This window comes from Ruegeria sp. BHSA118, from assembly GCF_059613405.1.
The window spans coordinates 1-11,673 of the sequence record NZ_JBXWSM010000100.1; the positions used below are offsets into that span (position 1 = coordinate 1).

11 protein-coding genes and 1 tRNA gene are annotated in these 11,673 nt (G+C 58.3%); 5 read left to right on the plus strand and 7 right to left on the minus strand.

Annotated elements, in window-relative coordinates; translation table 11 throughout:
* The first annotated feature begins 207 nt into the window (after nt 1-207).
* Complete coding sequence (locus AC2FNN_RS20080) at nt 208-789, plus strand: TMEM175 family protein (protein ID WP_480607964.1); 582 nt, start codon at nt 208-210, stop codon at nt 787-789.
* Nucleotides 790-934: 145 nt separating this feature from the next.
* Here AC2FNN_RS20080 and AC2FNN_RS20085 read toward each other — a convergent pair whose 3' ends face one another.
* Nucleotides 935-2,260, minus strand: coding sequence for a metal-dependent hydrolase family protein (locus AC2FNN_RS20085; RefSeq protein ID WP_496760204.1), 1,326 nt, complete (start codon nt 2,258-2,260; stop codon nt 935-937).
* 196 nt (nt 2,261-2,456) lie between these two features.
* Between AC2FNN_RS20085 and AC2FNN_RS20090 the strand changes: the two genes are divergently transcribed.
* Nucleotides 2,457-3,725 (plus strand): carbohydrate porin, encoded by a 1,269-nt coding sequence (locus AC2FNN_RS20090; RefSeq protein ID WP_480896681.1) that lies wholly within the window; start codon nt 2,457-2,459, stop codon nt 3,723-3,725.
* 607 nt (nt 3,726-4,332) lie between these two features.
* On the opposite strand, the gene AC2FNN_RS20095 is transcribed toward AC2FNN_RS20090, so the two are convergent.
* Nucleotides 4,333-4,408: transfer RNA gene (locus AC2FNN_RS20095), tRNA-Lys, on the minus strand.
* 210 nt (nt 4,409-4,618) lie between these two features.
* On the opposite strand from AC2FNN_RS20095, the gene dapF reads away from it, so the two are divergent.
* Nucleotides 4,619-5,461: a diaminopimelate epimerase gene (dapF, locus tag AC2FNN_RS20100; RefSeq protein ID WP_496760205.1), complete on the plus strand. Its 843-nt coding sequence runs from the start codon at nt 4,619-4,621 to the stop codon at nt 5,459-5,461.
* Nucleotides 5,458-6,714: a tRNA (N(6)-L-threonylcarbamoyladenosine(37)-C(2))-methylthiotransferase MtaB gene (gene mtaB / locus AC2FNN_RS20105; RefSeq protein ID WP_496760206.1), complete on the plus strand. Its 1,257-nt coding sequence runs from the start codon at nt 5,458-5,460 to the stop codon at nt 6,712-6,714. The genes dapF and mtaB overlap by 4 nt, the downstream gene beginning before the upstream one ends.
* A 25-nt stretch (nt 6,715-6,739) precedes the next feature.
* On the opposite strand, the gene AC2FNN_RS20110 is transcribed toward mtaB, so the two are convergent.
* The 4 genes from AC2FNN_RS20110 to petA all read right to left on the minus strand — a co-directional run bounded on the left by AC2FNN_RS20110 (nt 6,740) and on the right by petA (nt 10,038).
* Nucleotides 6,740-7,153 carry a nuclear transport factor 2 family protein gene (locus AC2FNN_RS20110; RefSeq protein WP_496760207.1) on the minus strand — a complete coding sequence of 138 codons (414 nt, stop codon included), beginning with the start codon at nt 7,151-7,153 and terminating at the stop codon, nt 6,740-6,742.
* Nucleotides 7,154-7,303: 150 nt separating this feature from the next.
* A complete protein-coding gene (locus AC2FNN_RS20115; protein WP_496760208.1) occupies nt 7,304-8,089 on the minus strand; it encodes a cytochrome c1 in 786 nt (261 codons plus the stop codon).
* Between the two features lie 17 nt (nt 8,090-8,106).
* Complete coding sequence (petB, locus tag AC2FNN_RS20120; RefSeq protein ID WP_496760209.1) at nt 8,107-9,438, minus strand: cytochrome b; 1,332 nt, start codon at nt 9,436-9,438, stop codon at nt 8,107-8,109.
* 15 nt (nt 9,439-9,453) lie between these two features.
* Nucleotides 9,454-10,038: a ubiquinol-cytochrome c reductase iron-sulfur subunit gene (gene petA / locus AC2FNN_RS20125; RefSeq protein WP_152459513.1), complete on the minus strand. Its 585-nt coding sequence runs from the start codon at nt 10,036-10,038 to the stop codon at nt 9,454-9,456.
* A 462-nt stretch (nt 10,039-10,500) separates the two neighbouring features.
* Between petA and AC2FNN_RS20130 the strand changes: the two genes are divergently transcribed.
* Nucleotides 10,501-10,947, plus strand: a complete 447-nt coding sequence (locus AC2FNN_RS20130; protein ID WP_496760210.1) for a c-type cytochrome — start codon at nt 10,501-10,503, stop codon at nt 10,945-10,947.
* Between the two features lie 19 nt (nt 10,948-10,966).
* Here AC2FNN_RS20130 and AC2FNN_RS20135 read toward each other — a convergent pair whose 3' ends face one another.
* Complete coding sequence (locus AC2FNN_RS20135) at nt 10,967-11,578, minus strand: FMN-binding negative transcriptional regulator (protein ID WP_496760211.1); 612 nt, start codon at nt 11,576-11,578, stop codon at nt 10,967-10,969.
* Between the last annotated feature and the right edge of the window lie 95 nt (nt 11,579-11,673).

Below are 11,673 nucleotides of genomic sequence, written 5' to 3' on the forward strand. Positions count from 1 at the left end.
TCGGCCCAATCCCGACCTTCGCCTCACCTTAACGTTGCTGCAGTCGCAGCCTGCTTACCGGCCATTCGCCGCGCGTGCAAAATCTGGAGATGATCGAACACACACTCTGCGGACAAATCCGCGGTACATGAATACACGAGACGAGGCGCCATCAAGGTTTACCCTGCGAGCCTGACAAAGTAGCGTGTGCTCGGAGGAGTTCGCCCAATGCACAAGTTCGACGTCGCTCGATTAGCAGCCCTGTCTGACGGTGTATTTGCGATTGCTATAACTCTTCTTGTCCTGGATCTGGATCTTCCGACCGGCACGGAGAAATCTGTTGGAACACTGATCCTTGCGGACCTTCCGAAGCTGTACGGCTGGCTGATCAGTTTCTTGGCCATCGGTGCGCTTTGGCTCCACCACCATTACATCGTCGCGCAGCTCCGGTTTGCCGACATCACGGTCCTGTTGCTCAATCTGGCCTTGCTCCTGTTCATCTCCGTCGCGCCCTGGACCACCTCGCTGATCAGCGCATACGGCGATAGCCCGGTGTCGGTGATATTGTTCTCGGGCACGCTCGGAATGGGATGGCTGTCGATTGCGATGATGGCAATGCATGCGCGCGACCGCAGCCTCCTCGTCTCGGACGCGCCCGCACCGGAGCCGGGAATGGCAACAACCTTGCTTTCAATCAGGGGCACATTGGTTGCAATCGTGTCCATCGCACTGGCGTTTGTTGACACCACGCTGGCAATACTTGTCTGGGTCTCGCTCATCGTGATGCACCCATTTGTCTACTACCGCTGATCGCGACCCGCGAGCCAACATCACCCACCTTTAGCACTCCACAACTGATATCGTTGCGCAACGCCAAAGGTGGGGCTCAGAATGAGCGCCGACCAGGGATGGTCGACGCGCATGGGCATTTGGGCCAAGCATTCGACCGATGACGTCACTCGAGCGTGTTCTTGTGGATGACACCGTCCTTCATGATCAGATCGAAGTTCTGGTCCGGGTCTGCCACCAGGCTCAAATCATCCAGCGGGTTGCCGGCAACGATGATCAGGTCGGCCAACGCGCCTTCGGCAATAATGCCTTTCTCCTCGGGATACGGGTCCCGCGGTCCCGAGAGCTTCAGGAGCTGCGCATTGTCGTAGGTCACCATCCGAAGCGCTTCATATGGCGTGTAGTCGAAATGCGAGCCTAGAAGTGCCACCATCTTGTTCTGCTGGATACCGCCACCTGGCGAAAACAGTATATCGGTCCCGAAGGCGACCTTCAGGTCGTGTTTTTTCGCCAATTCATAGGCTTTTGCGGTTCCCTGAACCATTATCTCTTGCTTGGCTTTCACGAACGGGTTTGCCGCGTATTCCGAGTCATCCTCAATTACAAAGGGTTGCAGAGAGAGCCAGATGTCCTTTTCGGCGAGAAGTGCCATGGTTTCATCGTCCAGAAGCTGGCCGTGCTCCACGACCTTGACCCCGGCTTCTACAGCTGTTCTGACGGCGGTGGGCGTGTAGGCGTGAACCGTGACGTAAGTGTTCCATGTGCTGGCCACCTCGACGGCCGCTTTTATCTCTTCCAGCGTGTACTGCTGCACATCGAGAGGGTCGAAACTCGACGAAGTGCCGCCACCTGCCGCCAATTTGATTTGCGTGGCACCCATCCGAAGTGCCTCACGCACGCGCTTGGTAACCTCGGGCACGCCGTCTGCCGTCATCAGGATCGCATTGCGTTCCCAGTAGTCCAGAGGGTCGGCCGGATTGGCAGGGACAGCGTTTTTGCTGCGGAAGTCAAAATGACCGGAGGTCTGGCTGATCGGCGGGCCCGATGGATAAATTCGCGGGCCCACAAGCTCGCCTGAATCCACCAACTTCTTGATTGCGAAGGGATTGCCGCCCATGTCTCTCACAGTGGTAAAACCGCGCATCACGGTGGCCTCAGCCCCAATCGCACCGCGCAGCGCAACCTCCGACACATCGCCCGCTGCAAGGATATCGACAGGAATTTCGGCAAAGCTAACGTGCCAGTGATTGTCGATCATGCCGGGCATCAGGGTTCCACCCTTGCCATCGATCACCGTCGCATCGCCTGGGTCGATCTCGTCGGTCGAGACGCTTTTGATTGTGGTGCCCTCTATTAGAACATTCGCGTTTTCGATCAGGTCGGGGTTCTGTCCATCAAAAACGGAGACGTTGGTTACCAGGACATCGGATGTCGACTGCGCTTGAGTCGTTCCCGCCAACATTATGGAAATTAATAAAAAAAAGCTTCTCACCTTAGATTCTCCTCGCCGCCGACTCGATTAGACTCTATGATAGAGCAACAAGTCGAACAACATTTTGGGGTGTGACAATCTGGGCAGATGTCGGCGTCTGATCGATTTTGCTTTGGCACCTATAGTGGGCGGACATCTTGGCGCTAAAGGCGCTCTGAGTGGTTGCAACCGACGGGGATTGAAAGGTGGATCGGAAATGGCACAACGCACGGCGAGCGCTGCGTCTGCTTTTCAGGGTCGGGGCGCGCGCATGACAGCGGTGATCGCTGGCCGCGGCTGTGCCGTCCGTTTCTGCCTGACGCTGCTAATCTCCGTCGGCGCAGCGGAGTATACCTGTGCCGAGGTGCTTGGCGGGCCTTCATCGGTCCGGTCCGATTTACTGCTCTCCTACGCGCCGCCCGATCCGAACTATCGCTTCGATTTCCCACGCAACCTGGTCCCCGGTTATTTCGACTGGAAGGACAGGCTCGAAGCGCGGGGAATCAAGTTCAACTTCGAGTATCTTTCGCTTGGCCAATCGACCAACGCGGCGTTTGGACCGGGTAAGGCCGTCGGCGGATTGGCACGGCTTTACGGCACTTGGCAGGCAACCTCCAACGGGTCGCTGACATTCAAGGTCGAGAACCGCCGCAGCTACACAAGCGTATCGCCGCAAGGTCTCGGAGAAGCATCCGGGGCGCTGTCGGTGACCGGCACCGTGTTCAGCGACGCTGGCACGATTCTTACCAATCTGTTTTGGACGCACACCGCTAAAGACAAGCGTTGGGCGGTTCGCTTCGGCTTGATCGACGTCACCGACTATCTCGATTCCTACGGTCTCGTCAGCCCGTACGCCGCCTTTCAAAATGCGGCCTTCAGCACCAGTCCGACGATTGCCGCGCCCAGTCAGGGTCTTGGCGTTGCCGGGGCCGCACAACTAGGTGACAACTTCCTTGTTTTCGGATCGGTGGCAGATGCCAATGCCGACCCGACGACCTCGCCGGACTTTGACGTTGTAGTGGATGGAGATCTCTTCAAGAGCCTCGATTTGGTCTACACGACGGATGTCGGTCTAGCCTTCTACAACAATGCTCATGTCACGATATGGCATTCGGATGCCGCCAGTGATGGCAGCCGTGCTGAGGACTACGGAGCGACTGTTTCGTTGTCAGCGATTTTGCAGAACGGATTTTACCCGTTCTTTCGGGCCGGGCGTTCGCGCGGAACAGCGGCCCTTTACGACCGTTCCATCTCTACCGGATTGGGGTATTTCGCGTCCAATGGCGATCTCGCCGCGGTCGGCTTTGACTGGTCCGGCGCCCGAGATATCGAGGGGACCCAGTTCACGGCAGAAGCGTTCTACCGGTTTTCGCTCTCGCCTGGTCTGGAACTGACCCCGTCGATCCAGTTCATCAAGAACCCGCTGCTCGACCCTTCGGGCGACGGCATTACCCTGATCAGTTTACGCGGACGTTTCGTGTTCTGAGATATGTGGTGTGGCGCAGGCGAGCGACTGTCAGAAACCGTCCGTCAACCCGCCATCGGTTAGTTGCGGCGCGCACGTCCAGATCCCGCCATTGCCACGGAATGTTTCAGTCCGCATGAACTGCGGCTTCCGGTCGTGAACGCGTCTTCCGTGAATTCTCGTCAGAATTTCACATGGTCGGCATTCTACTCGTCGATACTGAGCGTAGCATCGAACTTGATGAACTCGGAGCCGACTTGCCCAGTGCGGATTGTCGGGTGTTAGCATCTTCTTCTGAACGTCCGCTCTATCGGTTGTCGCATTCACAGGACGCACATGCGGCGGAGGTCCGCAGTCCACCCGCCCGGCGGAAAGCTTCGCGCATGCGGCGGGTTTTTCGCGTGCGCAGCGAACGGCAGCTTGGTGGCCGACCTGCTCAAGTCCCGCTTGAATTTGTCCGGGGCATTTCACACCCGTGTCCAAAAGCTTCCGCTGCGCGATACCATTGTGATCCAATAGGCACACTTCAATCTTTGTCACAGTGCTTCCGTATTGCTTCCGGCAAGCCGCACGTCGCGAAGCGCGCGCCACACGGTTCCGTGTAAATGCTTGTTATTATTGAAAAAAGTGGTGAGCCGTGCAGGATTCGAACCTGCGACCCACTGATTAAAAGTCAGTTGCTCTACCAACTGAGCTAACGGCCCACTCTTTTGTTGGATCTGTTGATCCGTGGCGCTCTTTACGGCAATTCCCCGACCGGGTTCAAGCCCTTTTTTTGCGCCTCGTTTCGCCGTGACAACTCGTGTTTCCGGCAACCCGATAGGCGGCCTAATTAGGCAGGTGGCTCTGGAGGGTCAACCCCTTTTTTGAGGAATCTTCGCGACAGGGTGGATTCATGTCCGGACCGACGTTATATGCCCGCCATGCAACAGAGACTCGACACCGGATTGCCCTTCATAAAGATGCACGGGCTGGGCAATGACTTTGTCATTGTTGACGCACGCGCGCAGGATGCCCCGATCACGCCGGCGCTGGCCCGGGGAATCGGGCATCGGCAATTTGGGGTGGGATTCGATCAGTTGGCCGTTATCGAAAACGGTGAAGCCGACGCGCATCTGGTGTTCTACAATTCAGATGGATCAACCTCTGCCGCATGCGGGAATGCCACCCGCTGTATTGCACGGTTGCTTATGGATGAGACGGGTCGCTCTGCCCTGAAACTCACCACGGAACGGGGAACCCTTCATGCGCGGGATGCCGGCGATGGGCTTACTTCGGTCAACATGGGGCACCCGCAGCTGGACTGGCACGAAATTCCTCTGGCAGAAGAGATGGACACGCTGGAATTGCCAATCGAGGGCGCCCCGACGGCAACGGGAATGGGCAATCCGCATTGCACTTTTTTCGTTGAGAACGCCGAAGCGATCCCGTTGGCAGAGTTCGGCGCGCGTTACGAATACCACCCGCTTTATCCCGAACGCACAAATGTCCAGGTGGCCCAGGTCATTAGCCCGGATCACATCCGTATGCGCGTATGGGAGCGCGGAGTAGGCATCACTCTGGCATCAGGGTCTTCTTCCTGTGCAACAGCCGTGGCCGCCGCGCGACGGGGGCTGACCGGGCGCAAGGTGCAGGTTGATTTGGATGGTGGCACGCTGTGGGTCGACTGGCGCGACGATGGTGTCTGGATGACCGGCCCGACATGTCACGTTTTCTCTGGCACTCTGACGCCTGATTTTCTGAGGTCGCTGGGATGAACCCGCCCAAGTTCACCACGTTGGGCTGCCGCCTGAATGCCTACGAAACCGAGGCGATGAAAGAGCTGTCGCAACAGGCCGGTCTGACAGACGCTGTGGTGGTGAACACATGCGCAGTGACGGCTGAGGCCGTGCGCAAGGCCCGGCAGGAAATCCGCAAGCTACGGCGCGAGAATCCGAATGCCCGCCTGATCGTCACAGGCTGTGCCGCCCAGACCGAGCCCGATACCTTTGCACGGATGGACGAGGTTGATGCGGTCATCGGCAACACCGAAAAGATGCAGCCCGAGACCTGGAAGGGCATGGCCGCCGATTTCATCGGTCAGACAGAGGCGGTGCAGGTGGATGACATCATGTCGGTCACCGAAACGGCCGGCCATCTGATTGACGGGTTCGGCACCCGCTCGCGTGCCTATGTGCAGGTTCAGAACGGCTGTGACCACCGCTGCACCTTCTGCATCATTCCCTATGGCCGGGGAAACTCGCGCAGCGTGCCAGCCGGTGTGGTGGTGGATCAGATCAAGCGGCTTGTCGACAAGGGCTATAACGAGGTCGTGCTGACCGGGGTCGATCTGACCTCCTGGGGCGCCGACCTGCCCGCAAGCCCCAAGCTGGGCGATCTTGTGATGCGCATCCTCAAGCTGGTGCCGGATTTGCCGCGCCTGCGGATCAGTTCGATCGATTCGATCGAGGTGGACGAGAATCTGATGCAGGCCATCGCGACCGAGCCGCGCCTGATGCCGCACCTGCACCTGTCGCTTCAGCATGGCGACGATCTGATTCTAAAGCGCATGAAACGCCGCCATCTGCGCGACGACGCCATCCGCTTTTCCGAAGTCGCGCGGAAACTGCGCCCCGACATGACCTTTGGCGCGGATATCATCGCAGGCTTCCCGACCGAGACGGAATCGCATTTCGAAAACTCGCTGAAGCTGATCACCGACTGCGACCTGACCTGGCTGCATGTCTTCCCCTATTCCAAACGTGAAGGCACACCGGCGGCCCGCATACCGCAGCAGGTGAATGGAACGGTCATCAAGGATCGCGCCGCCCGCTTGCGCGCGGCAGGCGACGCTCAGGTCACAAAGCACCTGTCACGGCAAATCGGCAAGACCCATCACATCCTGATGGAAAACCCGCATATGGGCCGGACCGAGCAATTCACCGAAGTGTCATTTTCGGCCCCCCGGACCGAGGGTGAGATCGTCACGGCGGCAATCACCGGTCACACTCGAACCCAGCTTATCGCGTGACGGCGTCGACGGCCGGCGGCATTCATTATCCGGTCACGGTAGCAAGGGCAGCCGTGTCGTAGAATTCCTGATATTCGCAGACCCGGTCGCCGCAGAACCTGCAAATGACAACGACCGGCGTTTCGACCGTCTGGCCGCTGGCTTTGTGTGTCCAGGCCGTGACGCCCACCCCGACGACCCGGTCGTCCTGGGCTATGGTGTCCTTCAACGTCCAGTGGACCATTTCGAAGGTATCCGTCAATTCCTTCAGATATTGATGCATCTGATCCTGCCCCTTACGGGCGCAACTGAAGTCCAGCCCGTTTTTCCCGTCGCCAAGGGACCGAATGCAGATATCGTCGGTCGTGTAGTCGTCCCACATTCTCAGGTTCGAACCCTTGGATTCGTTCCATCTGGCAAAGGCCTCGCGCAGTTTCGCAGCATTCGACAAAGCGTTCATGACAATTCACTCCAAAATGACTTCTGCAATGCAACCAGCGTCGTGCTGCACGGGGTTCGCGTCAATGAAGAAGTTGTCGAGCGGTTTCAAAGAAAAAGCCCCGTGCGACGCACGGGGCCTTTGAAATTTTCTTAATCCTACCCTGACGGATCAGGCGGATTTCTTGCCCTTATGCGGAGCCCACAGGCGCTTGTTCACCAGATAGAGAAGCACCGACAGAACGGTCAGGAAGATCACGCCAACAAAGCCGGCGTTCTTGCGCTCCATCATCTTCGGCTCGGCCGCCCACATCAGGAACGCCGCGACGTCCTCTGACATGTGTTCGACCGAGTTCGAGTGCCCGTCAGCAAACTCGACCTGCTCATCCGCCAGCGGCGGTGCCATCGAAATCCAACCGCCGGGGAAGGCCTTGTTTTCGTAGAGAACAGTGCCTGCCTCTTCCTTCTCTTCACCGGTGTAGCCGTGCAGCAGTGAGGCGATATATTCCGCGCCGCCCATGCCTTTGACCAGCTGATTGATGCCCAGACCGTAAGGCCCGTGGAAGCCCGCGCGGGCCTTGGCCATCAGGCTCAGGTCCGGTGCGCCAACACCGTTGTTGGCCGGGAAGTGGTCGGTCGGAATCGCCGGGCGGAAATCGTCCAGTTCAGGGTCGAACACTTCGAAGTTGCCCGCTGCATAAGCGATAACTTCTTCTTCCGAATAGCCCAGCGCTTCCAGATCGCGCAGGGGCACATATTTCAGGCCGTGGCAGGCCGCGCAGACCTCGGTATAGATCTGAAGGCCGCGTTGCAGCTGGTGCTTGTCCCAGGTGCCGAAGGGGCCCTCGAACGAGAACGCGAAGTCTTCGATATGCTGCTCGCCGCCACCTGCCGCGAAGGTCGAGGCGGGCGCAAGGGCCAGAGCAAACGCGGCGCCGATTGCAAGTTTCTTGAACATGTTTCCGGTCCCTCTTCTTACTCGGCCGGCGTGGCGTCGGCGTCAGCCTTGCCATAATGCGCGTTGAAGTCTTCTTCGATGGTCTCGGGCTGGGCCAGAGGTTTCTCGATCACACCGAGGATCGGCAGGATCACGAAGAAATAGGCGAACCAGTAGGCAGACGCGATCAGCGAGAAGGTCGCATAGGGCTCTTCCGCGGGCATCGCACCCAGCCACATCAGGGCAAAGAAGTCGATGACCAGCAGGTAGAACCACCATTTGAACATCGGACGGTACTTGCCCGAACGCACGTTCGACGTGTCCAGCCAAGGCGCCAGCGCCATGGCCAGGATCGCACCGAACATCGCCAGAACACCGAAGAACTTGGCATCGATGATGCCGCCGGTGATGAAGCTGGCGAACTGAACAACCCAGACTTCCCCGGTGAAGGCGCGCAGGATCGCGTAGAACGGCAGGAAGTACCATTCGGGAACGATATGTGCAGGCGTGACCAGAGGGTTGGCTTCGATGTAGTTGTCGGGGTGGCCCAGATAGTTCGGCATGTAGCCGACAATGGCCCAGAACACGACCAGGATCACGGCCAGCGCGAACAGGTCCTTTATCACGAAGTATGGCCAGAACGGCAGCGTGTCTTTCTCGGCCTCGGCTTTCGAGCCACGGCGCACTTCAACACCTGTCGGGTTGTTGTTGCCGGTGGTGTGGAAGGCCCAGATATGCACGATGACCAGTGCCGCGATGATGAACGGCAGCAGATAGTGCAACGAGAAGAAGCGGTTCAGCGTGGCGTTGTCCACGGCAGGTCCGCCCAGCAGCCAGGTTTGCAGCGCGTCACCGACAAACGGGATCGCACCAAACAGGCCGGTGATCACGGTCGCACCCCAGAAGGACATCTGACCCCAGGGCAAAACATAGCCCATGAAGGCGGTGCCCATCATCATCAGATAGATCAGCATACCGATGATCCACGTGACCTCACGCGGGGCTTTGTACGAGCCGTAGAACAGGCCGCGGAAGATGTGGATGTAAACCGCGACAAAGAACAGCGACGCGCCGTTCATGTGCAGATAGCGGATAAAGTGACCGCCATTCACGTTGCGCATGATGTGCTCGATGCTGGCAAAGGCCAGATCGACATGCGGGGTATAGTGCATCACCAGAACGATGCCGGTGACGATTTGCAGCGCCAGGCAGAACGCAAGAACGATGCCCCAGATCCACCACCAGTTCAGGTTCTTGGGGGTCGGGATCATGAGCGTGTCGTACAACAGGCCGACAATCGGCAGACGGCTGTTCAGCCACTTCTCGCCGTTTGTCTTCGGCTCGTAATGATCGTGGGGAATTCCGGACATAAGTTTGGGTCTCCCTTAGCCGAGTTTGATTGTGCTGTTGTCCACCCATTCTGCGGGCGGGACAGGCAGGTTCTCAGGCGCGGGGCCTTTACGGATACGACCGGCAAGGTCGTAGTGCGAGCCGTGGCACGGGCAGAACCAGCCACCAAAGTCGCCGGCATCCCCCAAAGGCACACAGCCCAGGTGCGTACAAACGCCCATCTGAACGATCCAGGCACCTGGCGCTTCGCCTTCCGGTGACGGCATGACGCGGTTTGCGTCAGTCGCAGGCGCATCGGCGCTCAGGTTGAAGTTGCGTGCCAGCGGATCTGGCAGCGCATCAACACCTTCGGCGTCCTGTTCCTGGGCTTCCTGAATCTCGGCACCGGTGCGATGACGGACGAAAACGGGTTTTCCCAGCCATTTTACCGTCAGTTGCGTGCCCGGCTCGACGCCGCTCACGTCCACACGGATCGAGGACAGCGCCTGAACGTCTGCCGATGGGTTCATTTGGTTGATCAGGGGCCATACGGCTGCACCCGTTGCAACGACACCTGCGCCGCCAGCGACGTAGTACAGGAAATCTCTGCGGGTGCCTTCGTGGTCTTCTGCGTGGGACACGAGGTTTTCTCCGATTATCTGGCGCCCGCGGACGGGCAAATAGCTCGCGCACCGCACGAATGCGGTGTCTTAACCGCGCTTACTATCGGGGAGATTAGTGTTCGTCCAGCGTTCATAAACGCGCAATACGCCGCATGTGTCCCTTCACGCACATGACGAGGGGCTTTTTTTGGTGATTCCCGTTCGCAACTTTGCCTGCGCCTTCGAATCACCAAGGGTTGATTCGAATTTCGAACCCCGCTTTGCAGCCGCAATCCGGCCCGATTCTGACCACCGGGCCGTCAGTCATTTGAGAGCGTATTCTTGACAATCAGCATCACAAAGCAGCGATTGTTTGCGGGGCAAATCATATTCGCCAAATAGATGATTTAAATTGAAAATTGAGCGCAATATCGCAGTTGCACTTTTTGCGCGAATACCGGACAGCGCAAAAAACGCGCGAACTCCTACAAGGAGACCTCTATGTCAAAAGCCATTCTGGCCACTGCGATATTCACATTGGCCCTGTCCTCGCAAACACTTGCGGCAGGTGATCCTGCGAAAGGCGAGGCGATGTACAACCGCTGTTCCTCGTGTCATGCGATCATCAAGGACGGCGAAATACTGGTCAAAGGCGGAATCACCGGCCCGAATCTCTATGGCGTCGTCGGACGTGTCGCCGGGTCTGAAAAAGACTATCGCTATGGCAGCGAGCGCCTGCCCGTCGGCATGTTCACCGATGACATGATCCGCGCCGGCGAAGAAGGTCTGATCTGGACCGAAGAAAACATTGCCGCCTATTCCAAAGACCCCATCGGTTTCATCAAAGAGTATCTGGATGACGAAACCGCCCGCCCGAACATGAGCGTCAAGCTCAGGAAAGGCGCGGAAGATATCGCCGCCTATCTGGCAACTTTCAGTTCCGAATAATCCTGTTTCCCGGTGCTGGTTACGCCTTGTGCATCAAGGCGGCCAGCTGACCGGTTTCACTGCCAAATCCGCTGCGCACTTTGTCGGAAGCAGCGATTCTTGCATGCTCCGGCTTGTTCTGGCCCAGTTTCCAGGTGCCCTGGATATCCTCTACCTGCATCCGGCATGGAACGATCATCCGCATCATTCTGGCCAACGCGTCATCAGACATTTTTCCGGTGACCCATGGCGCCTTGGGCAGCAGTCGATCTTCAAAGAATGCGGATTGTCGATCCAGCAAATCACGCAGCTCGCCCTGCGGGCGCAGCTCAAGCTGTCCGGTCAGGTGCACGGCGACATAGTTCCATGTCGGAACCTGATCGGCGACACCGTACCAGTCGGGCGAGACATAGCCATCAGGCCCCTGCACCGCGATCCTGACCTCTTTCGGCCCGTGCAGCATGCGGACAATCGGGTTTGATCGCACCAGATGAAGATCGGCCACAGTACCGTCCTCAGACAGCAGAAAGGGCACGTGACTGATCAATGGCGCGCCGTCGCCGGAAATCGCCAGAACGCCAAAAGCCCGGTCACGGGCAAATTCAATATGACGCGCACGATCCTCGGCGCGGAAGGCTGGATTCGGGTGCATGGGCGACCTCCTGCCAAATCTCTTGCAGATGGGGTTGGTTCTTGGCAAGGTCTGCCTCGTTCTCAGGGCGGGGTGGAATTCCCCACCGGCGGTAT

What these genes read in the sequence shown, in the direction of transcription:
- AC2FNN_RS20080 (WP_480607964.1), top strand. Translation starts at nt 208, where the DNA reads ATGCACAAGTTCGACGTCGCTCGATTAGCAGCCCTGTCTGACGGTGTA.
- AC2FNN_RS20090 (WP_480896681.1), top strand. Translation starts at nt 2,457, where the DNA reads ATGGCACAACGCACGGCGAGCGCTGCGTCTGCTTTTCAGGGTCGGGGC.
- dapF (WP_496760205.1), top strand. Translation starts at nt 4,619, where the DNA reads ATGCCCGCCATGCAACAGAGACTCGACACCGGATTGCCCTTCATAAAG.
- mtaB (WP_496760206.1), top strand. Translation starts at nt 5,458, where the DNA reads ATGAACCCGCCCAAGTTCACCACGTTGGGCTGCCGCCTGAATGCCTAC.
- AC2FNN_RS20110 (WP_496760207.1), bottom strand. Translation starts at nt 7,153, where the DNA reads ATGAACGCTTTGTCGAATGCTGCGAAACTGCGCGAGGCCTTTGCCAGA.
- AC2FNN_RS20115 (WP_496760208.1), bottom strand. Translation starts at nt 8,089, where the DNA reads ATGTTCAAGAAACTTGCAATCGGCGCCGCGTTTGCTCTGGCCCTTGCG.
- petB (WP_496760209.1), bottom strand. Translation starts at nt 9,438, where the DNA reads ATGTCCGGAATTCCCCACGATCATTACGAGCCGAAGACAAACGGCGAG.
- AC2FNN_RS20130 (WP_496760210.1), top strand. Translation starts at nt 10,501, where the DNA reads ATGTCAAAAGCCATTCTGGCCACTGCGATATTCACATTGGCCCTGTCC.
- AC2FNN_RS20135 (WP_496760211.1), bottom strand. Translation starts at nt 11,578, where the DNA reads ATGCACCCGAATCCAGCCTTCCGCGCCGAGGATCGTGCGCGTCATATT.